Source organism: Prescottella sp. R16 (genome assembly GCF_030656875.1).
Lineage (GTDB): Bacteria > Actinomycetota > Actinomycetes > Mycobacteriales > Mycobacteriaceae > Prescottella.
Genome location: NZ_CP130943.1, coordinates 947,827 through 970,541 on the forward strand (window position 1 = coordinate 947,827; position 22,715 = coordinate 970,541).

The window sequence follows — 22,715 nt, forward strand, 5'->3', positions numbered from 1 at the left end:
GATTCGGGGGCGCCTCATGGTACCGATCCCGGCATGCCGCGTGCGGTTTGCCCGATTCTACATTGATTGATCGCTTGCTCAATCACGTGTCCCGGATCACAATGATCCGGATCGGATGTGAATCGAGGAGAGGCGGAAAGCGGCATGGGTGTACTCGACGGGGACGTGGCCCTGGTCACGGGGGCCGGCCAGGGCATCGGGCGCGGAATCGCGCTGGCTCTGGCTGCGGAGGGGGCGCGAGTCGCCGTCGTCGGCCGGACACTGTCCACGGTGTCCGACACCGCTGCCGAGATCGTGCGACGCGGTGGTGAGGCTCTCGCGCTGCGCTGTGACGTGACTGATGCGCGGCAGATCGAGGAGACGGTGTCGGAGGTCGTTTCGGTCTACGGCGGGCTCTCGATCCTGGTCAACAACGCCCAGATACCGGCCCACGGCACACTTCTCGACGTCGGCGAGAGTGCCTATCGCGACGGAATGGATTCGGGCCCGCTCGCCGCCTGGCGGCTCATGCGTACCTGTCATCCGCATCTGAAGGGCCACGGCGCGATCGTGAACCTGGGTTCCGCGGCCGGCATGCGGTCGGACCTGTCCGGGTCGGGCGTCTACGCGGCGGCGAAGGAGGCGGTGCGCGTACTCACCCGGACCGCGGCGTGCGAGTGGGGCGGAGACGGCATCCGTGTCAACGCGATCCTGCCGCTGGCGTCGTCGCCCGCGATGGACGAGTGGGCGGAACTCGACCCACAGGCGCACGACGAGTACCTGCGGAGTATTCCGCTCGGCCGGCTGGGCGATGCCGAGACCGACATCGGGCCGGCCGTGGTGTTCCTGTGCAGCCCGGCCGCCCGGTACATCACCGGACACGCGTTGCCGGTCGACGGAGGCCAGGCTCACCTACGCTGATGCCGGGCGGAAATCTTTACCGCTCAACGGAAATCATGTTCCGCTGAGAGTGGGAGGCTTCCTACGCTGGAGGAATCGACGACAGCGGAAGAGGTGTGCAGTGCAACCTGTCGAATGTGGAATGTGCGGTAACCGGGTACTCGTCGAGAAGTACAGTCCGACGCACATCAGTACCCAGTGGCTCGACGACGCGACGACCGCATGCGCAGAGTTCCGGCGCCTGTCCGCGGCGGGGACACCCATCGATCGGCTGCGGTCGTGCGGCGCGCTCGACGCGAGCATCGACACGGCCGTCGTAGAGGGACGAATCACGGAGTCGCACAGGACGGTCCCGGTGTCCGGCTCGACGCACGAGGTGCGTGCGTACACGTGATCGTGCGGAACGCGGAGCCGTTCCGAGGACACTCGTGCCGCCGCGCACTGCGGCGGCGCTCACTACCAGCAAGGAGACACGATGACCGAGATCGTCGAGGACGTCGAGGTTCGGGAGATCGAGGCGGGGGCCAATCCCGAGAGGTTCGCGCGGGGCTGGCACTGCATCGGCCGGCTCGGTGACTTCCGGGACGGAAAGCCGCACCAGGTAAAGATTTTCGGCACCGACCTGGTGGTGTTCGAGGACAGCAAGGGGCAGCTGAACGTCCTCGACGCGTACTGCCGGCACATGGGCGGCAATCTCGCGATGGGCGAGATCAAGGGGGACAGCATCGCGTGCCCGTTCCACGACTGGCGCTGGAACGGCAAGGGCAAGTGCACCGACATTCCCTACGCCCGCCGGGTACCGCCGGTCGCCAAGACCCGGTCCTGGACGACGCTCGAACGCAACGGGCTGCTGTTCGTGTGGAACGATCCGCAGGGCAATCCGCCGCCCGCGGACGTCACGATCCCGGAGATCGACGGGTACGAGGACGGCGAGTGGAGCGAGTGGAGCTGGAACACCTACTACGTCGAGGGCTCGCACTGCCGGGAGATCGTCGACAACGTGGTCGACATGGCGCACTTCTTCTACGTGCACTTCCAGATCCCGACCTACTTCAAGAACATCTTCGAGGGACACGTCGCGACGCAGGTGATGCGCTCGGGTGGTCGTGACGACATCCAGACCGGCGTCCAGCTGGGTATGGCCGAGGCCGAGACGATCTCGGACGCCTCGTACTACGGTCCGTCCTTCATGCTCGACACCGTCTACACGGTCGCCGGCGACGTCAAGGTCGAGACCAAGTTGGCGAACTGTCACTACCCGATCACGAACAACTCCTTCCTGCTGCAGTGGGGCACCGTCGTCAAGCGGACCGAGGGTCTGTCGGACGAGGAGGCCAAGGCGATGGCGGAGCAGTTCACCGAGGGCGTCGAGCACCAGTTCAAGCAGGACATCGCGATCTGGCAGCACAAGAGCCGGATCGAGAACCCGCTGCTGACCGAGGAGGACGGCCCGGTCTACCAGCTGCGCCGCTGGTACCAGCAGTTCTACGTCGACGTCGAGGACGTCACCGAGGACATGACCCGGCGCTTCGAGTTCGAGGTCGACACCACTCGCGCCCAGCAGAATTGGCGTGCCGAGGTGGCGCAGAACGTTGCCGAGGGGGTCATCCCGGACGAGCTCGTCGCCGACGTCTGATCGAACACGTGACGAAAAGCGGGTGCCCCCACCGAATCCGGTGGGGGCACCCGCTTTTTCGTGACGTCGATCAAGCCGGAACGGGGCGGCGCACACGGTTGCCCGTCAGATGCCGCCAGGTGGCGTGGGCTGCCATCCGGACCGGTGTGGTGAGGGCGGAGGTGTTGATGCTCGCCGTCGGCCCGCACACCGAGATCGCGCCGACCGTGTGCCGGGAGTCTCCGATGGCTGCCGCGACACACGACACCCCGATCGCCGTCTCGTCCCGGTCGTGCGCGATGTTCTGCTCACGGACCCGGGCGAGCTCGGCGCGGAGCCGGTCGGCGTCGTTGATCGAGTGCGGAGTCGGCCCGGTGACCGGTTCCGGCAGGATCGTGTGGGGGTCGATCCGTGAGTGGGCGAGGAGCGCCTTGCCGATCGCGGTGCGGTGGGCGGGCTGCCGGCCACCGACCCGGGAAGGTACCGCCAGGGTGAACCGGCCGCCGAGCTTCTCCAGGTAGAGCACGTCCGTGCCGTCGAGCACCGCGAGGTGGACGACGAGCCCGGTGGTGTTGTGCAGGTCGTGGAGAACGGGCAGGGCGGCTCGATGGACACGATCGTGGTGCTGGGCGAGGGAGCCGAGCTCGAGCATCTTCATGCCCAGCTCGTACGTGTGCCCGTGCCGGCGCACCCACCCGAGCCGCACCAGCTGGACCAGCATCCGGTGCGTCGACGACCGGGGGAGCCCCGACCGCCTGGACAACTCGGACAGTGTCAGACGGTCGGCGTTACGGAATGCGTCGAGCAGGACGGCCACGCGGTCGATGACTGCGCTCGGGGACTGGGCTTCTCTCGTCGTCATGCCGATCAGAACCTCCGTACGGTGCACATTCGCCCACTCATTGAGCAAGCGTTCAATCAAATGCTGAGACTGTAGCAGTGTGAGACGCGTCTCTCCAGTGCTGTCTCGATGTGCACCGGCGGTTCCCCACCGGGTTCGAGGGTTCAGGCCCCCACCGACCGTTGCGGGACGCCGGAGTATTCGCTGAGCGGGCGGATCAGGGCGTTGGACTCGCCCTGTTCGATGATGTGTGCGGTCCAGCCGGTGATCCGGCTCATCACGAAGATGGGCGTGAAGACCTCGATGTCGAAGCCCATCAGGTAGTACGCCGGCCCGGTCGGGAAGTCGAGGTTCGGTTCGATCCCGGTGGCCTCGTTCATGGTGCGCTCGAGGATCTCGTACATCCGGACCCACTTGCCGCCGTCGGTCTTCGCGGCGACGTCGAAGAACGCCTTGCGCATCGTCGGGACGCGGGAGTCGCCGTTCTTGTAGACCCGGTGGCCGAAGCCCATCACCTTGTCCCTGCGGGCCAGCTTGCCGCGCACCCACGCCTCGGCGCGTTCGGGATCGCCGATCTCGAGCATGTCGTGCATGACGGCCTCGTTGGCACCGCCGTGCAGCGGGCCCTTGAGGGTGCCGATCGCGGCGGTGACAGCGCTGTAGATGTCGGACAGCGTCGAGGTCACCACCCGGGCGGCGAAGGTGGAGGCATTGAAGCTGTGCTCCGCGTACAGGATCAGCGACACCTCGAACGCCTTGACGATCTCCGCATCCGGGATCTCGCCGAAGCACATGCCCAGGAAGTTCTCGGCGAACCCGAGATGGCTGTGCGGGGTGATCGGATCGAGGCCGCGGCGCCGGCGATGATCGGCCGCCACGATCGTGGGCAGCACCGCCATCATGCGAAGGGCCTTCTCTCGGTTGGCCTTCGGAGAGTTGTCGTCCTCCTCGGGATCCTCGGCACCGAGATAGCTGATCGCCGTGCGGACCACGTCCATCGGATGGCAGTTGTCCGGCATCTTCGCCACCAGCGAGAGCAGTGACCGGTCGGCCCGTCGATTCGCGCGCTCGCGCTGGCAGAACAGCTCCAGCTGGGCGTCCGAGGGCAGCTCGCCGTTCCACAGCAGATAGGCGACCTGCTCGAAGCTGCAGTTCGCGGCCAGGTCCTGGACCGCGTAGCCGCGGTAGGTCAGCGAGTTGGTCTCGGGCACGACCTTGGAGATCGCGGTGGTGTCGACGACGACGCCGGCCAGGCCTTTGTAGATCGTCGGGACTGCACTTGTCATTGGTTCCCTCCGAGCGTGAAGTCGAAGACTCCGGAATCGAACTCGTTGTAGCGCTCGTACTCGAGCAGTTCGTACAACCGCGACCGGGTCTGCATCTGATCGAGCTGCCCCTCCTGCGTGCCGGTCGCGTGGATCTCGCGTAGGCCCCGCTCGATGGCGCCCATCGCCAGCCGCAGCGTGGTGACCGGGTAGATCACCGCGTTGTAGCCGATGTCCTCGAGCGTCTGCGCAGGGATCAGTCGGGACTTGCCGAACTCCGTCATGTTCGCCAGCAGCGGGATATCCACTGCAGCACGGAAATTCGCGAAGTCTGCCTCGGTGTGCAGAGCCTCGGTGAAGATCATGTCGGCGCCGGCGTCCGCGTAGGCCTTGGCCCGGTCGATGGCGGCATCGATGCCGTCGATACCGGCGGCGTCGGTACGGGCGCAGATCACGAAGTTCGGATCGCGCCGAGCCGTGACCGCAGCGCGCAGACGGCGGACCATCTCGTCGATGGGCACGATCGCCTTGCCGTCGAGGTGCCCGCAACGCTTGGGGTTCACCTGATCCTCGAGGTGCAGGCCGGCGATGCCCGCGTCCTCGGCGGCCAGGACGGTCCGGGCCGCGGACATGGGCTCGCCGAAACCGGTGTCGGCATCGATGAGCACCGGCAGATCGGTGACACCGGCGATCTGCCGGCTGTGCGCGACGACCTCGGTGAGCGTGGTCAGCCCGATGTCGGGGAGACCGAGCCCGGCGGAGAAAGCGCCACCGGAGACGTACACGCCCTCGAAGCCGATCTCCTGGATCAGCTTGGCGGTCAACGGATTGATCGCACCGGGCAGGCGCTGAATCCGGCCGGAGGAGAGCCCGGCGCGGAACGTGATGCGCTTGTCGGCTGCGGAGGTGGAGGCGGCGATGAGGCCGGGCATGTCAGAACAGTCCCTTCGGCAACTCGGGGGAGCGGGCGAGAACGTCGTCCGAGACGGTGAACGTGAGCTGGTGCAGCTCGCCGGCTTTCAGCTCCGGGGTGCGCTGCGCGGCGTCGAGGAAGCGATCCTGCTCGGCCGGATCGACGACACCCTCGGCGAGCGTGCGGAACTTCGCGATGTACTGGTCGCGCGAGAAGGGCCGGGCGCCGAGCGGGTGCGCGTCGGCGATCGCGAGCTCGTCGACGATCACCTCACCGCTCTTCAGCGTCACCTCGGCGCGGGCGCCGAACGCTTTCTCGTCCGGATCGGTCGAGTGGTAGCGGCGGGTCCACTCCGGATCCTCGGCGGTGGAGATCTTGCGCCACAGTTCGATCGTGTCGGGGCGCTGCGCGCGCTCGGGTGCGTACGAGCGTTCGTGGTGCCACGTGCCGTCTTGCAGCGCGACGGCGAAGATGTACATCACCGAGTGGTCGAGGGTCTCGCGGCTCGCGGTCGGATCGAACTTCTGTGGATCGTTGGAGCCGGTGCCGATCACGACGTGGGTGTGGTGGCTGGTGTGCAGCACGATCGACGCGATCTGGCCCAGGTCGCCGATCTGCTCGCGCATCCGGCGGGCCAGATCGATCGGGGCCTGGCTCTGGTACTCGGCCGAGTGTTCCTTGGTATACGTGTCGAGGATCGCGCGCTTGGCCTCGCCCGAACTGGGCAGCGGCACAGCATATTCTGTGCTCGGGCCGCCGAGCAGCCACGCGATCACGCCGTCCTCGCCCTCCCAGATCGGGGACGGTGCGCCCTCGCCGCGCATCGCCCGGTCGACGGCCTCGACGGCCATCTTGCCGGCGAACGCCGGCGCGTAGGCTTTCCAGCTCGAGATCTCGCCCTTGCGGGACTGACGGGTCGCCGTGGTGGTGTGCAGGGCCTGCCCGATCGCCTGGTAGACGGTCTCGATGTCGAGGCCGAGGAGGGTGCCGATGCCGGCGGCCGCGGAGGGGCCGAGGTGCGCGACGTGGTCGATCTTGTGCTCGTGCAGGCAGATCGACCGCACCAGGTCCACCTGGACTTCGTAGCCGGTGGCCAGGGCGCGGATCAGGTCGTTGCCGTCGCGGCCGGTGTGCTGCGCGACCGCCAGGATCGACGGAATGTTGTCGCCCGGATGCGAGTACTCGGCGGCCAGGAACGTGTCGTGGAAGTCGAGCTCACGGACGGCGACGCCGTTGGCCCACGCCGCCCATTCGGGTGAGAAGGTACCGCCGACACCGAACACCGTCGAACCGGGCCGGTACGGGTGGGACAGGGCCTGGGCGCGGGCGTTCGCGACCGGGCGGCGGGTGACGGATGCGGCCGCGACGGCGGCGTTGTCGATGATCCGGTTGACGATCATCTCGGAGGTGTCGGCCGGCACCTCGACCGGATCGGTGGCCACCTCGGCGATCTTCCACGCCAGGTGTTCGCTCTTGGGGAAGTCCTCGGCGGAGCGACGGGTGCGAACGGAGTACGTCTTCAACGTGGTGTGTCCTTCGATGGGAACTGGTGGACCTGCTGCGACTGCCCCGTGGAGCCGGGGTGTACGAAGCGTCGGTAGTTGCAGCGTATGCACGAGTGATCCGGCCGGAAAGTGACTGAACATGCGTATTTTCGTGGTGTGGATCGGGTGGATTTGCGAATGGTGCGAATCCCGGTGACCGTGTTTGAGTGGACAGCGAACGGAGGGGAGCGCCGGGCGAAGGGACGCGAAGATGCAGAAGATCTACGGTGGACCGAGGCTGCGGCGGTTGCGGGAGGAACGGGGCCTGACCCAGCTGGAATTGGCCCGGGTACTCGACCTGTCCGCGAGCTACGTCAACCAACTGGAGAACGATCAGCGGCCGCTGACGGTGCCGGTCCTGCTCAAACTCAACACGACGTTCAACCTCGATGCGCAGTTCTTCGCCGCGGAGGAGGACGCCCGGCTGGCAGCGGACCTGCAGGACGTCCTGACGGCGATCGGGCCGGCGGTACCGAGTCCGACGGTCGTCGAGGAGTTCGTGGCGAGGATGCCGGATGTCGGCCACGCCCTCGTCGCTGTACACCGTCGGCTGCTGGCGGCGACGGAGCAGCTCGAGCAGTACAGCGCCCACCTCGAGGCGCCGGAGGTCGATTCCGTGCGACCGATGCCGTTCGAGGAGGTACGAGACTTCTTCTACGACCGGCACAACCACATCGCGGAGCTCGACGACGCCGCCGAACGACTGTTCGTCGAGAACGGTCTGCGCATCGGCTCGCTCGACACGCAGCTGACGGCGCTGCTCGAGTCCGAGCACGGCATCGGTGTCCGGCTGCGCACGGATCCGCCGGACCGTCCCGGTCCGAAACGGGTGTACGACGCGGCCGACCGGATCCTGACGCTGTCGCGGCAGCTGTCGCCGGGACAGCGGGCATTCCAGATCGCCACACAGTTGGCGTTCCTCACCCGGTCCGCGGCGATCGACGATCTGGTGGATGCCGCGGTGGGGTTGGGCGCGAACGCCCGGGAACTTGCCAAGATCGGTCTGGCGAACTACTTCGCCGGGGCGTTGTTGTTGCCGTACAACGAGTTTCTCGATGCCGCAGAACTCCTGCACTACGACATCGAGATGCTCGCCTCGCAGTTCGAGGTGGGTTTCGAGACGGTGTGTCATCGACTGTCGACGCTGCAGCGGCCGACCCGTCGCGGTGTCCCGTTCTTCTTCGTCCGCACCGACAGGGCAGGGAACATCTCGAAGCGTCAGTCCGCCACTGCGTTCCACTTCTCGAGGGTCGGCGGCAGCTGCCCGCTGTGGGTGGTGCACGACGCCTTCGGCACGCCGGGACGCATCCTGACCCAGGTGGCGCAGATGCCCGACGGCCGCACCTATCTGTGGATCGCCCGTACCACCGACGACGGTGCCAGACCGTACGGTACGCCCGCGCGCAGTTTCGCGGTGGGCCTCGGCTGCGACATCACGCATGCCGGACGTCTCGTCTACTCGCGGGGGCTGCGGCTCGACGAGCAGATGTCGCCGGTTCCGATCGGTGCCGGCTGCAAGATCTGCGAGCGCACGGACTGCGCGCAGCGGGCCTTCCCGCAGATCGGCCGCCCTGTACGGGTCGACGTGGATTCCAGTAGCCGGTTGCCGTACCCGCCTGCGGTCTGACCTGGCATTTCGTGCCTCCGGGAGGGTGGGCGCGGCCCCGACTCGGACCGGTCGAATCGGGCGTCGTGCTACGGTGCAAGACGCCGACCGCGCGAATCGTCCTGGCGTGCTGAATGATCCACACACAGGTCGATCGGCGCCGGGTCCGGTGCGTGCCTTCGCATCGGCGATTCGACTCGGGATGTGCTGGGGCCGTACACGTCATCACGTGGCAGCCTTCGGTGCAGTGCCCCGTGCGCGTCGGCGGGAACGTCCTGAATCGACGTCCATAACGAACAATCGGATATCCGTGTGCCGAGCTCCGCGCGCATCCGTCCCGGCAAGGGGCGACGACTGCCTGCCGGGCCCGGACCGCGGCAGTCGCCGGGTGCGCTCACGTGCGTGCCGACTGTGTGCTGCCCGCGTGACGGACCTGATGCGAAGGAGTGGTACATCTTTGGACGAAATGGTCAAGCTCGGTGCGCCGACGATCGTGCTGTTGCTGCTGGTGTTCTACGGCGGCACGCTGTTCGTCTCGATGCGGATCGGCAAGAAACAGGAAAACGCCGACAGCTACATGACGGCGGGCAACAGGGTCGGATTCGGTATCGCGGCCGCGAGCATGACGGCCACGTGGATCTGGGCGTCGTCGCTGTACGCGTCCGCGACCTCCGGCTACACGTACGGCATCTCGGGGCCCATCCACTACGGGCTCTGGGGTGCGCTGATGATTCTGTTCATCTACCCGTTCGGTAAGCGGATCCGGAAGGTCGCCCCCAAGGCGCACACGCTCGCCGAGGTCATGTACGCCCGGCACGGCCGTTCGAGCCAGCTCATGCTGGCCGGCTCGAACGTCGTGGGCAGCGTCATCAGCCTGATGTCGAACTTCATCGCCGGTGGTGTCCTCATCTCGATGCTGTCGCCGTTCACATTCGTCCAGGGTGTGCTGTTCGTGGCACTCGGAGTGCTCGCATACACGCTGTGGTCCGGGTTCCGGGCGTCGGTGCTGACCGACTTCATGCAGGTCGTTGCGATGCTCGGTGCGGTCGTCGTACTGATCCCCGTCGTGTTCTTCGCCGCCGGGTTCCCGGCCTCGTTCGAGACCGGTTCCGCGAATCTCACTGCGGAGCAGGGCAACTTCTTCTCCAGCGAGGCGTTCCTGAACCAGGGAGCCCCCTATATCGCGGCAGTGCTGGCGTACGCGATCGGTAACCAGACCATCGCGCAGCGTCTGTTCGCGGTTCGTGAGGATCTCATCAAGCCGACGTTCGTCACCGCCACCGTCGGATACGGTGCCACCGTCATCGGTGTCGGCATGTTCGGGGTGCTCGCGCTCTATCTCGGAATCGATCCAGTGGACGGCGACGTCAACAACATCGTTCCGCAGATGGCCGCGACCTATCTGCCTGCGATCCTGATCGTGTTGTTCTTCGTGATGATCATCGGATCGCTGTCGTCGACTGCGGATTCGGATCTGGCGGCGCTCGCGTCGATCGTGATGACCGACGTCTACGGGCAGAACATCGCCGGCCGCGGCAAGGTGGATCCGCGCCGCATGCTGCTGGTCGGCCGCATCACGATGGTCGTTGCCACGGCCCTGGCGATCGCGTTCGCGAGCATGCGACTCAACATCCTCGACCTGCTCGTGTTCGTCGGCGCCCTGTGGGGTGCGCTCGTGTTCCCGGTGATCGCGAGCTTCTACTGGGGCAAGGTCACCAACCGTGCGTTCACGACGTCGGTGCTGGTGGCACTGGCCGTGTTCATTCCGGTGCGGTTCGGCTGGTTCTCGGTCGACGGTGCTGTCGGATGGCTCGTCGACGTCGTCGCGATCGTCGGTGTCGGAGTGATCGCCGGTCTCATGGCGTTCGGGTTCTTCGGTCTGAAGGTGGCCAAGATCGTGGGCGTGGTCGCGGCGGTCGTCTGTGCTCCGTTCGCGCTCGGGTCGATCCACGACTACGCCACCCTGACGGCGTCGCTCGTCGCCTACTCGGTGAGCACGGTCGTGTGCTGGGCGATGTCCGTCGGGAACCGTGACGACTTCGACTTCGACACGATCAAGGACCGGGTCGGCGACTTCGACGACTCCGACGACGCCGACCGCGACGACCCCCGTGAACTCGACCTGCAACACTGACAGGAGCACGATATGTCCACTGCCGCATTGACTTTCTACGTATTGATCTGGCCGGTCCTGGTGGCCGGAGTGCTGTTCACCCTCACCCGCGCGTTCTTCCGGGAATGGGCGGAGGCCCGGCGTACCGGCGAAGACCTGGTCTGACCCGACCTGATCCGGTTCGGCCGCCCCGCGCACATGCTGCGCGGGGCGGCCGAACTCGTTTCCGGGACACCGCTGTATTTTCTCCGGTCTCGCCACAGCCATGGACATACCCTACCCCCCTAGGGTAACAATCGTAGAGTGGTCGACGCTCGGTCGATCCGAGAACGATTGGAGGAGAGCATGTCCGGTTTCGATTCCCCGCCCACATCACGACGGTGGCTGGGTCTCGCGGTCATCGCGGCCGCACAGTTCATAGTCATCATGGACACGTCGATCATCGGGGTGGCCCTGCCACAGATGGGTGACGACCTGGGCTTCTCCCAGGAGAACCTGTCGTGGGTGTTCAACGCCTATGTCGTTGCATTCGGCGGGCTCCTGCTGCTGGGTGGCAAGCTGTCGGACCTGTTCGGGGCCCGCCGGATCTTCACGGCCGGCTGGATCGTGCTGATCGCGGGCTCGGCCGCTGCGGGAATGGCGTCCACCGTCGGTGTCGAACTCGCCGGACGCGCCGTCCAGGGCGCCGGCGCCGCGCTGATTGCACCGTCGGCGCTGACATTGCTGATGATGCTGTTCGGCGGCAACCCGCGCGAACTCACCAAGGCGTTCGCGCTGTACGGTGCGGCCGCCCCCGCCGGAGGTACGGCCGGGGTGTTCTTCGGGGGTCTGATCACGGAGTACGCCGACTGGCCCTGGGTGTTCTACATCAACATCCCCATCGCGCTCGTCATCCTGGCGGTCACCCCCGCACTCATGCCGGCCGGCAGTCCCGCCGCACGGAGTCGGACAGACCTGCTCGGCGCCGTCACCGTCACCGGCGGCCTGGCCGCGCTCGTCTACGGGATCGTCGAGGCGCCCGAAGTGGGCTGGGGTGCCCTGCAAACCTGGCTCGTCCTCGCCGGTGCGGCCGCACTTCTGGTGGCCTTCGTCGTATCGCAGGCGGTCCGGCGCGAACCGCTGGTGCGGCTCGACATCTTCCGGACGCCGAACCTCGGCGCCGCGAACCTCGCACAGCTGCTGCTGGGAGGGGCATGGATCCCCATGTGGTTCTTCCTCAACCTGTACCTGCAGCAGGTCCTGGGCTACACGGCGTTCCCCAGTGGGGCGGCACTGGTGCCCATGACGGGCCTCGTCATGATCGTCATGATCGTGGTTGCGCCTCGAGCGCTGGGTCGGTTCGGTATCAAGGCCGTCACGGTCACCGGATTCCTGCTCCTCGCCGCCGGTATGGGCTGGTTGTCCCTCATCCGGCCGGACGGCTCGTTCGTCACCGACGTCCTGCCGGCATCGCTCGTGGTAGCACTGGGCATGTCCTTGGCGTTCATTCCGACCCTCGGGACCGCGATCTCCTCCGCGCGACCCGAGGAGGGCGGCCTGGCGTCCGGCATCGTCAACACGAGCTACCAGGTCGGCTCGGCGGTAGGCCTGGCCGTGATGACCGCGATCGCAGCCGCCTACGGTGCCGGCCGGATCGGTGAGCCGGTAGCCCTGACCGACGGTTTTTCGGCGGCGTTCCTGGGCGCCGCGATCGTCGCCGTGATCGGTGCCGCCGCTGCCGCGGCGTTCCTCAGGAATCCCGAGAAGGAAACGGCGGCAGGAGAACCCGCCTCGATGTCGGGGTAGTTCCTGTCGTACCGGCGGTGTGCCGCGGACCGGTGGTCTGTTACGGGCCAGAGGTCCGCGGCATGTTCGGTCAGAGCTCGCCGCGCACCGATCGTGCCGCCGCAACCAGGTGCCGCAGCGACGCCTCGACCTCGGCCCGGCCCCGCGTCTTCAGCCCGCAGTCCGGGTTGACCCACAGCCTTTCCGCGGGAACAGCTTTCAGCGCCACCCGCAGCGACCCGGCGATCTCGTCGACCGACGGCACCCGCGGCGAGTGGATGTCGTACACGCCCGGGCCGACACCCAGGTCGAAGCCGACGGCGCGCAGGTCGTCGAGCACCTCCATGTGCGAGCGGGCCGCCTCGATCGACGTGACGTCCGCGTCGAGCCCCGCGATCGCCCCGATGACCTCACCGAACTCGGAGTAACACAGGTGGGTGTGGATCGCGGTGGCGTCGGCGACACCCGCCGTCGCGAGACGGAACGCGCCGACCGACCAGTCCAGGTAGGCCGGCTGCTCGGCGGCCCGCAGCGGCAACAGTTCGCGCAGCGCGGGCTCGTCCACCTGGATCACCGCCGCACCGGACTTCTCGAGGTCCACGGTCTCGTCGCGGATCGCGAGCGCCACCTGGTCGGCGGTGTCGGCGAGCGGCTGGTCGTCCCGCACGAACGACCACGCCAGGATCGTGACGGGGCCGGTGAGCATGCCCTTGACCGGCTTGGTGGTCAGCGACTGCGCGTACGCGATCCAGTCGACGGTCATCGCCTGCGGGCGCCGCACGTCACCGAACAGAATCGGAGGGCGGACACAGCGGCTGCCGTACGACTGCACCCAGCCGTTCGCGGTCGCCGCGAAACCGTCGAGCTGTTCGGCGAAGTACTGCACCATGTCGTTGCGCTCGGGCTCGCCGTGCACCAGCACATCCAGCCCCAGATCCTCCTGCAGCGCAATCACATCGGCGATCTCCTCCCGCATACGACGCTCGTATTCGGCCCGGTCGACGGCGCCGGTGCGCAGGGCCGCGCGGGCCACCCGGATCTCGGTGGTCTGCGGGTACGAGCCGATCGTCGTGGTCGGCAGCGGCGGCAACGGCAGTGCGGCCGCCTGCACGGTGCGCCGCGCGGCGGCCGCGGCCCGGGTGCGGTCCGACGCGGTCAGCGCGGCGAGGCGGCCGCGGATCGCGTCGTCGTGCAGGCGCGGGTCGGCGGAGCGGGTGGCCACGGCCGCACGCGACTCGGTCAGCTCGTCGGCGATCGCGTCACGGCCCGACCGCAGCGCGGTCGCGAGGGCCGAGACCTCCCGGATCTTCTCGGTGCCGAACGCCAGCCACGACCGCAGCGCACGATCGAGACCGTCCTCACCGTCGAGGGTGTAGGGCACGTGCAGCAGCGAGCACGACGTGGACACCGCCACCGAACCGGCCCGTTCCCGCAGGGCGTCGAGAGTGTCGAGGGCACGGTCCAGGTCGGTGCGCCACACGTTGCGGCCGTCGACGACACCGGCGACGACGTGCTTGCGGTCGATGCCCTCGGCTGCGGCGACGGTAGCGAGGGATCCGGCGACGAGGTCGACGGCGATGCCCTCGACCTCGGTGTCGAGGAGGGCCGGCAACGCGTCCCCGAGGTCGCCGAAGTACGACGCCACCAGGATCGCCGGCCGTCGATCGAGCGCCGAGAGCAGTCGGTACACCGAGCGCACCGCGGCCAGTTCCGCGTCGGTGCGGTCGGCGACCAGCGCCGGCTCGTCGATCTGCACCCACTCGGCACCGGCGTCCGCGAGCCGTTCCAGCAGGTCGGCGTACAGCGCGACGACGTCGTCGAGACGGTCCAGCGGCTCGAGGTCCTCGAACTTCGACAGCAGCAGGAACGTGATCGGTCCGACGACGACGGGCCGCGCCGGCACACCGAGCGCGCGGGCTTCGGCGATCTCGCCGAGGATCTTCTCCGGGTGCAGCGAGAACGTCGTCGCCGCGGTGATCTCGGGGACCAGGTAGTGGTAGTTGGTGTCGAACCACTTCGTCATCTCGAGCGGCGGCACGGTGTCGGTGCCGCGGGCGGCCGCGAAGTAGCGGTCCAGATCGTTCTCGATCCCCGCGACCCGCTCCGGCAGTGCACCGAGCAGGACGGCGGTGTCGAGCATCTGGTCGTAGTACGAAAACGTGTTGACCGGAACGGAATCGATACCGGCGTCGGCCAGTTCGGTCCACGTCTGCCGGCGCAGATCCGCACCGACCGAGGAGAGTGCGGCGGCGTCGAGCTTCCCGGCCCAGTAGGACTCGACGGCCTTCTTCAGTTCGCGATGCGGTCCGATGCGGGGCGATCCCAGGACCGTTGCGGTGAAAGCGATGGTCACGATGTTCTCCAATTGCTCACAGCGTGGACGGTCACCGCCGGTAGACGAGAAGAACGAGCCCCTGAGGTGCCTGCCAGCGGGCAGCACGAAGTCCGAGCCGATCTACTCGCCTTTTCCTCGAGGCGGTGGACCGCCGGGCACGGCGTGCCCGGCACAGTCGGCAGGTCTTCGGACTCGCGGGCGCTCGGGTACACCCCGAACCTACTGGCCGTCGCTTCCCGGACCTGACGGTCCAGTGCGTGATGACGGCGGTCGTTCCCACTCACCGCTGCGGGACAGTCCCGGACTTCCACCGGGTTCCCTCTCACGTCCGACGGCCTCACGACCGGGGACGCTTCGACGCCGACGACGGTCTTCGGGGCTCCTCACGACCGCGCCGGCGAACCAGCTGCACCGTCCAGCATAGGCCGCCCGGGCCGAGGGAAGCGCGGTCGCCTCAGATCAGTGCCGCGTGCACCTGCTGCGCGGCCTCGCACACCGCACGGCCGAAGAACTCGAACTTGTCCGGCGTCATGCGGCTGCTGGGGCCGGACACCGACACCGAACCGATCGGTTCGCCTCGGGGGCCGAGGATGGCGGCGCCGAGCGCAGTGATCCCGGTGCTCAGTCCCTGTTCGTTCACCGAATAGCCTTGGCGCCGAATCTTTTCGACGGTCGAATGCAGAACGTCCGGGTCGGTGATCGTGTTCGGGGTGCGGGCCAGCAGCGCCGTGGCCCCGTAGCTTTCGACGAACTCGTCACTGCTCGCCGCCAGGAACGCCAGCCCGGTTGCCGAGGCGTGGAGCGGGATCCGGGTGCCCAGTGGAAGGAATGCACGCAACTGGTGCGGGGTGTCGAGGCGCTCGATGAGGATCAGTTCGTCGCCGTCGGGCACCGTCAGGTGGATCGTCTCGGTGGTGGCCAACTGCAGGTCGCTCAGGAACGGGAGTGCCGTGTCGCGGAACGTGTCCTGGTCGGCGGCCTGGGTCCCGACCGAGAACGCCCGATAGGTCAGCTTCCAGCGGGTGGGCTGTGTGTTCGTCGGGCGGAGCCAGCCGATGTCGTGCAGCGTGAGCAGGCAACGCTGGACCGTGCTCTTGGGTAGTTCGACGGCGCGAGCCAGCTCCGACAGGCCCACCGGTTGCATCCGGGCGACCTCCTCGAGCACGCGGAACGCCGAGACCACGCTGGTGGTGGACATGGTTCTTCCTCTCCGTTGACCGGCACGCCGGTGTGAGCTAGCTTACTCCGAACTGGTTCAGTAGGTAGACCAGTGTGCCACACAGTGGACCGATTGGAAAAGTTGACCCCAGAACCGAACGACGTGTCGGAGGCGAACGGATGGCAATTCAATGGGTGGCGCTGGCGATCTTCGTCGGCGTCTTCGTGGTAGGGACGCTGCGGAAGATCAACATCGGCGTGCTGATGTTCGCCGCGGCGAGCCTCGTCGGGATCGGGCTGGCGGGCATGCCGCTCGACGAGGTCGTCGGCGGGTTCCCAGTCGGCATCCTCGTGCTGCTGGTGGGCGTGACCTACTTCTTCGGGATCGCGCACGTCAACGGGACGATCGACCGGATCGTGGAATCGTCCCTCGCGAAGGTCGGCGATCGGACGGCCGTGCTCCCCACGGTGTTCTTTGTCCTGAGCGCGGGTCTCGCGTCGATGGGAGCGCCGTTGGGGGCGCTGGTGCTGTTCCCGGTGGGCATGGTGGTCGCCGACAAGCGGGGCATCGATCCGATGCTGATGGCCCTGGCGATGGGCACGGGCCTGAGCGCCGGCGCGTTCGCGCCGACCAGCCTGTTCGGCATCGTCGCCTACGGGACGGCCCAGGAGGCCGGGATTGCACTGAGTCCGCTGGTGCTCTTCGCGGTGGCCCTCGGAATCAACATCGTGCTGTTCGCGTGCGCGTACGTGCTCTTCGGTCGACGTCGAGTGCTCCGTGCCGATACGGAGCAGCGGGCGCGGGCGCGCAGTCTGGCCACGGTCGGCGGCGGTCTCGTGGACGGCGGATCGGCCGACGAACCGCCGAGCCCCGGCGGCAGCGACCATTCCGGCGAGCGGGCAGCGTCCCCGTCCTTCACACCGGTGCAGATCATGACGGTGCTGTGCATGATCGGGCTCGTCGGCACCGTGGTGGTGCTGTCGCTCGTCGGCGCCGATCCCGAGATCGGTGTGCTCGGATTCGCGTTCGGCGCTGTGCTGACGCTGCTCGACCCGGACGCCGGACGCAAGGCGGTCGGTCGTATCGACTGGCAGACGGTGCTCCTCGTCGGCGGCATCATCACCTTCGTCGGCGTCCTCGACCACATCGGGGCCATCGACATGCTCGGTGAACTCGCCACCGACATCGGCTCCCCGCTCCTCGCGGCCCTGTTCCTGTGCTTCGTCGCGGCACTGGTGTCCGCGTTCGCGTCCACGACCGGGATGCTCGCGGCGCTCGTCCCGCTGACCCTGCCGCTCGTGGCATCGGGCAGCGTGCCCGGCTGGGCGTTGATCTGTGCGCTCGCGGTGTGCGCGTCCATCGTCGACGTGTCACCGTTCTCCACCGTCGGCGCGACGTGCGTGGCGAGCACGGTGGACGAGGCGCAGCGTCCGCGCATGACCCGGTTGCTGACGCGGTGGGGCCTGTCTCTCGTCGTGCTCGGCCCGCTCGTCCTCGTAGGTGTGCTGGTGCTGCCCGGGATCGCGCTGTGACCCGGCCTCCGGGAGCGGGCGGCGACACCACCTCAGCCGGTGCGGTGACCGTCGAAGTGCACGACCGTATCGCCGTGGTGACGCTCGACAATCCGCGCACCCACAACTCGATCACGCGGTTCATGCGCCACAGGCTCGACGAGGTCTTCACCGACATCGCGGACTCGGACGTCGCGGCCGTCGTGCTCACCGGCCGCGGTCGCAGCTTCAGTTCCGGTATGGACATCGGTGAGATCACTCCGGACGGCGCGCACCGGGTTGCCGACGAACTGGTCGCGGTAGAGCGCCGGATCGCCGAGGCGGCCGTGCCCACGATCGCCGCCGTCGACGGGAACTGTGTCGGTGGCGGTGCCCAGTTGGCGTTCGCGTGCGACCTGCGGGTCGCGGCCGAACGGTCGTCGTTCGCTATCACCCCGGCGAAGTTGGGCATCGTCTACCCCGCGGCGTCGGTGATCCGGCTGGTCCGGGTGGTGGGCCCCGCGGTGGCGAAGCTGTTGCTGTTCACCGCCGACCCCGTCGACGCCCGGTCCGCGCTCCGGTACGGGATGGTCCACCAGGTCGTCCGCCACGACGACGTCCGGTCGACGGCGCTCGGACTGGCGCGCACGATCGCCGGCCGCTCGGCGGTGTCGGTGCGCGCCGCGAAATCCGTCGTGGACGCGGCCACCGTGTCCGCCGACGCCGCCGTAGACGCGCAGGAGCGGTGGCGGCGGATGGACAACCCCGATATCGCCGACGCGCTGAGCGCCTTCGGCCGCAAGGACTTCCGGACACCGGCCTCGGCCCCGTAAGCATCGATCGCACACGTTGTATCAGGAGATGGACATGACCTCGTTCCTCACGGCTATCGACCCCGGCACCACCATCCGCGACCACGCGGACGCCGTCACGATCGGAGGCGAACAGTTCTCCCGGGAGCAGTTGGCGGTCCGTGCCGCGGACATCGCGGCCGGGCTACCCGACCAAGGTCCGGTCGCGGTGCTGGCCGAGCCGACGATCGACGCGCTCGCCGCGATCGTGGCCTGTATCGTGAAAGGTGTTCCGGTGGTACCCGTTCCGGTGGACTCGGGGCCCCGGGAGATCGACTACTTCCTCCGCGACAGCCGGGCCACGCACTGGATCGGCCCAGTGCCGCACGGCGTGACCCCGCCGTCGGCCGCTGGCCCGGGGGCGGGCCCGGACCGGTCGGCGGCGATGATCTTCTACACCTCGGGGACCACGGGCGCGCCCAAGGGCGTCCGCCTCTCGGCGACGGCACTCGCGTCCGGTATCGATGCCCTCGCGTCCGCGTGGCAGTGGAGTGCGGACGACACCGTCGTCCACGGTCTGCCGCTGTTCCATCTGCACGGCCTGGTGCTGGGGGTCCTCGCTTCGCTGCGCATCGGCTCGAAGGTCCACCACACCGGGTCGGCCCGGCCGGCCGCCTACGCAGCGGCCCGCGGCACGATGTACTTCGCGGTTCCGACGATCTGGTCCCGGATGGTTGCGGACGAGGCGTCTGCCCGGCAGTTGTCCCATGCGCGCCTGCTCGTGTCGGGGAGCGCGCCGCTGCCTGTCCCGGTGTTCTCGGCGCTGTCCGCGCTCGCCGGAATCGAACCGATCGAGCGCTACGGCATGAGCGAAACGCTCATCACGCTCAGCACCCGACCGGACGGCGACCGGCGGCCCGGCTGGGTGGGCACCCCGCTCGACGGTGTCGAGACCCGGTTGCGGACCGAGGCCGGTGAGCTTCTCGACGCGGGCAGCGACGAGGTCGGTCGGCTCGAGGTCCGCGGCCCCATGCTGTTCGACGGCTACCTGGGCCGCCCCGACGCGACCGCGCAAGCCTGGACCGCAGACGGCTGGTTCGTCACCGGCGACCTGGCGGTCCGTGACCGGGACGGCATGCACCGCATCGTGGGCCGGGAATCGGTCGACCTCATCAAATCGGGCGGGTACCGGATCGGCGCCGGCGAGATCGAGACGGCACTGCTCGACCATCCGGGTGTTGCCGAATCGGCGGTCGTCGGGGTTCCCGACAGCGACCTCGGTCAGCGCATCGTCGCGTACGTCGTGCGCGCCGAGGACGCGTCGGCCCTCGACGAGCAGACACTCATCGGTCACGCGTCGCAGGTGCTGTCGAAGCACAAGCGTCCCCGGGAGGTCGTCTTCGTGTCCGGGTTGCCCCGCAACGCGATGGGGAAGGTTCAGAAGAAGCTGCTGCTGTAGGCCCACCGGTCACAACCAGCCGTTGCCGCCCGACACCGCGGCGGGGCCGGGGCCGTTGTCGACGATCTCCACCTGACGGGCATCGACGGTGACGGCGCACCGCGTCGCCCCGCTGTGCCGGACGACGTTGGTGACGGTCTCTCGAATCGTCCACGCGAACAATTCCCGCAGCCGCGTCGGGACGGTGTCGGTGCTCCCCGGCAGATCGGCGTCGATCCCGGCGGCGCGCAATGCTTCCCGTGCCCGTGCCCGTGCCCGTGCCCGGTCGGCGTCGGCGTCGAGCAGACGGTTGGCGAGCTGTGCATTGACGGTGACGACGGTGAGCGAATGCCCCAGGATGTCGTGCAGGTCGCGGGCCACGCGCGCCCGTCACGACCTCCCCGTGACAAATGTCAGGGGGTGTGATCGTCGTCTCCTTCGAGGGGGAGGTGCTGCGCACCCGACGAACCCGGGCTACTCTCGATCTCGTGTCAGCGACCTATTTCTGGTTTAGCAGGCCGGCCCCGGGTGGGTCGGTCGGCGTAACCACGCGCTGACAATCCACCCCAGAGCCGGATGACAGACCGGCTCACTGGGATTCTTCCAAGTCTTCGAGGGTCGGCCTGAGAACAGGAACGAACCGAAGATGACCGCTATCGCCAACGACCAGCGTCTCGACGAGCAGCGCACCGTGCAGATCAGCCCGCTGCTGGCCCCGTCCGCCGTGCGCGCCGAGCACACCCCCGACGATGTCGCCGCCGCCACCGTGCGGTCCGGCCGTGCCGAGACCGTCGCCATCCTCAGCGGCACCGACGACCGTCTCGTCGTGGTGGTCGGCCCGTGCTCCGTGCACGATCCCGACGCCGCGATCGACTACGCCCGCAGGCTCGCCGCCAAGGCCGGGGAACTGCGCGACGACCTGCAGATCGTGATGCGGGTCTACTTCGAGAAGCCGCGCACCACGCTCGGCTGGAAGGGTCTGCTCAACGACCCGCACCTCGACGGCACGTACGACATCAACACCGGTCTCGGTATCGGCCGCAAGCTGCTGCTCGACATCTCCCGGCTGGGCCTGCCGGTGGGCTGCGAGTTCCTCGACCCGATCCTGCCGCAGTACATCGCCGACCTCGTCACGTACGGCGCGATCGGTGCCCGCACCGCCGCCAGCCAGGTGCACCGTCAGCTGTGCAGCGCGCTGTCGATGCCGGTGGGCATCAAGAACTCCACCGAGGGTGACGTCCAGGTCGCCGTCGACGGTGTCCGGGCGGCCGCCGCGAGTCACGTCTTCCCCGGCGCCGACCTCGACGGTCAGGTCGCGCTCGTCCACACCGTCGGCAACCCGGACTGCCACGTCATCCTGCGCGGCGGCACCGACGGCCCCAACTACGACGCCGAAACCGTCGCCGACACCCTGGCACGGCTGAACAAGGCGGGTCTGGCCGAGCGGGTCGTGATCGACGCGAGCCACGGCAACAGCCGCAAGGACCACAACAAGCAGGTCGACGTCGCCGCCGACGTCGCCGACCGGATCGCCGCCGGTGACCGTGGCATCGTCGGCATCATGCTCGAGAGCTTCATCGAGGCCGGCCGCCAGGATCTGACGCTCGGCAAGGCCGACGAGCTCACCTACGGGCAGTCGATCACCGACGCGTGCATCGACTGGGACACCACCGCGGCGACCCTCGACCGGCTCGCCGCCGCCGTCGCCGAGCGTCGCGCCGGCAAGTGACGGTACGGACGTGACAAGTGTGGTGCCCCACTCCGCCGGAGTGGGGCACCACACTTGTCGGGCAGGCGATCTCAGAGGCTGCGGGAGATGATCAGCCGCATGATGTCCGAGGTGCCCTCCTCGATCTCCTCGAGCTTGACGTCACGCATCCACTGCTCCACCGGGTACTCCCGCGAGTAGCCCCAGCCGCCGAGGGTCTGGATCGCGGCGTGCGTGACGAACATGGCCGTCTCCGACGCCGTCAGCTTCGCCATCGCGGCCAGCGCGGTGGAGTCGTAGCCGGCGTCGATCGACCGGGCGGAGTGCAGGACCAGCAGCCGCGCCGACGCGATCCGGTTCGCCATGTCCGCCAACCGGAATGCGACCGCCTGGTGCTCGATGATCGGCTTGCCGAACTGCGTGCGGGTCCGCGCGTAGTCGAGCGCGTACTCGTACGCGGCGCGGGCGGCACCGACCGCCGCGGCACCGAGGACGGTGCGGGAGATGTCGAACGTCTTCATCAGACCGTAGAAGCCCTGGCCCTCGTCGCCGAGACGGTTCTCCTCGGGGACGAAGACGTTGTCGAAGAACAGTTCCCGGCACACGATCGCGCGCTGGCCCATCTTCTTCATCGGCTCACCCCACGTGAAGCCCTCGGTGTCCTTGGTGAGGAGGAACGCGGTGACACCCTTGGACCGCTCGTTGCGATCGGTCTTGGCGAACACGACGTACTGGTCGGCGGCACCGGCGTTGGAGATCCACGCCTTCTGGCCGTTGAGCCGGTAGCCGCCCTCGACCTTCTCGGCGTAGGTGACGATGGAGGCGGCGTCCGAACCGGAACCCGGCTCGGTGGTGGCGAGGGCGGTCATCAGCGGCGAGGTGCCGGTCAGCGGCCGCAGCCACTTCTCCTTCTGCTCCTCGGTGCCCAGGGCCAACAGCGGATCGGAGAAGAAACCGTTGGAGCACATCAGGTTTCCGATGCCGGGATCACCCCAGCACAGCTCCTCCTGCACGAGGCACTGCGTGAAGACGTCGGTGAAGCCGCCGCCACCGAACTCCTCGGGAATCATGAAGTCGGTGATACCGACCTGCGCGGCCTTGGCGAAGATGTCGACCGGGGTGACGACGTCGGCCTCGTCCACCTCGCGGCCACGCGGCCGGATCTCCTTCTCGGCGAAATCACGGCACAGCTTGACGATCTCGCGCTGCTCGGTGGTGAGGGTCCAGGGCTCGAAGGTGTCGGTCATTGCTCAG

General features: G+C 68.0%; 18 protein-coding genes, 1 pseudogene and 1 riboswitch. Of the genes and pseudogenes, 11 read left to right on the plus strand and 8 right to left on the minus strand.

What is annotated here, in order from left to right:
• Window positions 1-144 precede the first annotated feature (144 nt).
• The 3 genes from Q5696_RS04385 (at window position 145) to Q5696_RS04395 (ending at window position 2,515) form a co-directional block, all read left to right on the plus strand.
• Window positions 145-900 carry an SDR family NAD(P)-dependent oxidoreductase gene (locus Q5696_RS04385; RefSeq protein ID WP_305093998.1) on the plus strand — a complete coding sequence of 252 codons (756 nt, stop codon included), beginning with the start codon at window positions 145-147 and terminating at the stop codon, window positions 898-900.
• Window positions 901-1,000: 100 nt separating this feature from the next.
• Complete coding sequence (locus tag Q5696_RS04390; RefSeq protein WP_305093999.1) at window positions 1,001-1,273, plus strand: hypothetical protein; 273 nt, start codon at window positions 1,001-1,003, stop codon at window positions 1,271-1,273.
• An 81-nt stretch (window positions 1,274-1,354) separates the two neighbouring features.
• The gene (locus Q5696_RS04395; protein WP_305094000.1) at window positions 1,355-2,515 is read left to right on the plus strand and encodes a 3-ketosteroid-9-alpha-monooxygenase, oxygenase component; all 1,161 of its coding nucleotides are present in this window, start codon (window positions 1,355-1,357) and stop codon (window positions 2,513-2,515) included.
• Between the two features lie 70 nt (window positions 2,516-2,585).
• Here the strand turns inward: Q5696_RS04395 and Q5696_RS04400 are convergent, their stop codons facing one another.
• The 4 genes from Q5696_RS04400 to prpD form a co-directional block, all read right to left on the minus strand.
• Window positions 2,586-3,356, minus strand: a complete 771-nt coding sequence (locus tag Q5696_RS04400) for an IclR family transcriptional regulator (protein WP_305094001.1) — start codon at window positions 3,354-3,356, stop codon at window positions 2,586-2,588.
• A 143-nt stretch (window positions 3,357-3,499) separates the two neighbouring features.
• Window positions 3,500-4,621, minus strand: coding sequence for a bifunctional 2-methylcitrate synthase/citrate synthase (locus Q5696_RS04405; protein ID WP_305094002.1), 1,122 nt, complete (start codon window positions 4,619-4,621; stop codon window positions 3,500-3,502).
• Window positions 4,618-5,532, minus strand: a complete 915-nt coding sequence (gene prpB / locus Q5696_RS04410) for a methylisocitrate lyase (RefSeq protein ID WP_305094003.1) — start codon at window positions 5,530-5,532, stop codon at window positions 4,618-4,620. The genes Q5696_RS04405 and prpB overlap by 4 nt, the downstream gene beginning before the upstream one ends.
• A gap of 1 nt (window position 5,533) precedes the next feature.
• Window positions 5,534-7,036, minus strand: a complete 1,503-nt coding sequence (prpD, locus tag Q5696_RS04415) for a 2-methylcitrate dehydratase PrpD (protein WP_305094004.1) — start codon at window positions 7,034-7,036, stop codon at window positions 5,534-5,536.
• A gap of 232 nt (window positions 7,037-7,268) precedes the next feature.
• Between prpD and Q5696_RS04420 the strand changes: the two genes are divergently transcribed.
• From Q5696_RS04420 to Q5696_RS04435, 4 genes are all read left to right on the plus strand, one after another.
• Entirely contained in the window at window positions 7,269-8,684 is a 1,416-nt protein-coding gene (locus tag Q5696_RS04420) for a short-chain fatty acyl-CoA regulator family protein (protein WP_305094005.1), read from the plus strand.
• A gap of 445 nt (window positions 8,685-9,129) precedes the next feature.
• Window positions 9,130-10,797 (plus strand): sodium:solute symporter family protein, encoded by a 1,668-nt coding sequence (locus tag Q5696_RS04425; protein WP_305095129.1) that lies wholly within the window; start codon window positions 9,130-9,132, stop codon window positions 10,795-10,797.
• Window positions 10,798-10,809: 12 nt separating this feature from the next.
• A complete protein-coding gene (locus tag Q5696_RS04430; RefSeq protein WP_305094006.1) occupies window positions 10,810-10,941 on the plus strand; it encodes a putative transporter small subunit in 132 nt (43 codons plus the stop codon).
• Between the two features lie 180 nt (window positions 10,942-11,121).
• Window positions 11,122-12,561, plus strand: a complete 1,440-nt coding sequence (locus Q5696_RS04435) for an MFS transporter (protein WP_305094007.1) — start codon at window positions 11,122-11,124, stop codon at window positions 12,559-12,561.
• A 70-nt stretch (window positions 12,562-12,631) separates the two neighbouring features.
• Here Q5696_RS04435 and metE read toward each other — a convergent pair whose 3' ends face one another.
• On the minus strand, window positions 12,632-14,893 hold the full coding sequence (gene metE, locus Q5696_RS04440; RefSeq protein ID WP_305094008.1) for a 5-methyltetrahydropteroyltriglutamate--homocysteine S-methyltransferase: 2,262 nt from the start codon (window positions 14,891-14,893) through the stop codon (window positions 12,632-12,634).
• Window positions 14,894-15,051: 158 nt separating this feature from the next.
• Window positions 15,052-15,221: riboswitch (cobalamin riboswitch) on the minus strand.
• A 108-nt stretch (window positions 15,222-15,329) separates the two neighbouring features.
• Entirely contained in the window at window positions 15,330-16,073 is a 744-nt protein-coding gene (locus tag Q5696_RS04445; protein ID WP_305094009.1) for an IclR family transcriptional regulator, read from the minus strand.
• A gap of 140 nt (window positions 16,074-16,213) precedes the next feature.
• On the opposite strand from Q5696_RS04445, the gene Q5696_RS04450 reads away from it, so the two are divergent.
• From Q5696_RS04450 to Q5696_RS04460, 3 genes are read left to right on the plus strand one after another with little or no spacing between them, the layout of a single operon-like run.
• Window positions 16,214-17,566, plus strand: coding sequence for an SLC13 family permease (locus tag Q5696_RS04450; RefSeq protein WP_305094010.1), 1,353 nt, complete (start codon window positions 16,214-16,216; stop codon window positions 17,564-17,566).
• Complete coding sequence (locus tag Q5696_RS04455; protein ID WP_305094011.1) at window positions 17,563-18,357, plus strand: enoyl-CoA hydratase/isomerase family protein; 795 nt, start codon at window positions 17,563-17,565, stop codon at window positions 18,355-18,357. Before Q5696_RS04450 ends, Q5696_RS04455 begins: the two co-directional genes overlap by 4 nt.
• Window positions 18,358-18,391: 34 nt before the next feature.
• Window positions 18,392-19,774 (plus strand): AMP-binding protein, encoded by a 1,383-nt coding sequence (locus Q5696_RS04460; RefSeq protein WP_305094012.1) that lies wholly within the window; start codon window positions 18,392-18,394, stop codon window positions 19,772-19,774.
• 18 nt (window positions 19,775-19,792) lie between these two features.
• On the opposite strand, the pseudogene Q5696_RS04465 reads toward Q5696_RS04460, so the two are convergent.
• A pseudogene (locus tag Q5696_RS04465) lies at window positions 19,793-20,143 on the minus strand (histidine kinase); the annotation flags it as partial.
• A gap of 256 nt (window positions 20,144-20,399) precedes the next feature.
• Here Q5696_RS04465 and Q5696_RS04470 point away from each other — a divergent pair.
• Window positions 20,400-21,482, plus strand: coding sequence for a 3-deoxy-7-phosphoheptulonate synthase (locus Q5696_RS04470; protein ID WP_305094013.1), 1,083 nt, complete (start codon window positions 20,400-20,402; stop codon window positions 21,480-21,482).
• A gap of 71 nt (window positions 21,483-21,553) precedes the next feature.
• Here Q5696_RS04470 and Q5696_RS04475 read toward each other — a convergent pair whose 3' ends face one another.
• Entirely contained in the window at window positions 21,554-22,708 is a 1,155-nt protein-coding gene (locus Q5696_RS04475; protein ID WP_305094014.1) for an acyl-CoA dehydrogenase family protein, read from the minus strand.
• Between the last annotated feature and the right edge of the window lie 7 nt (window positions 22,709-22,715).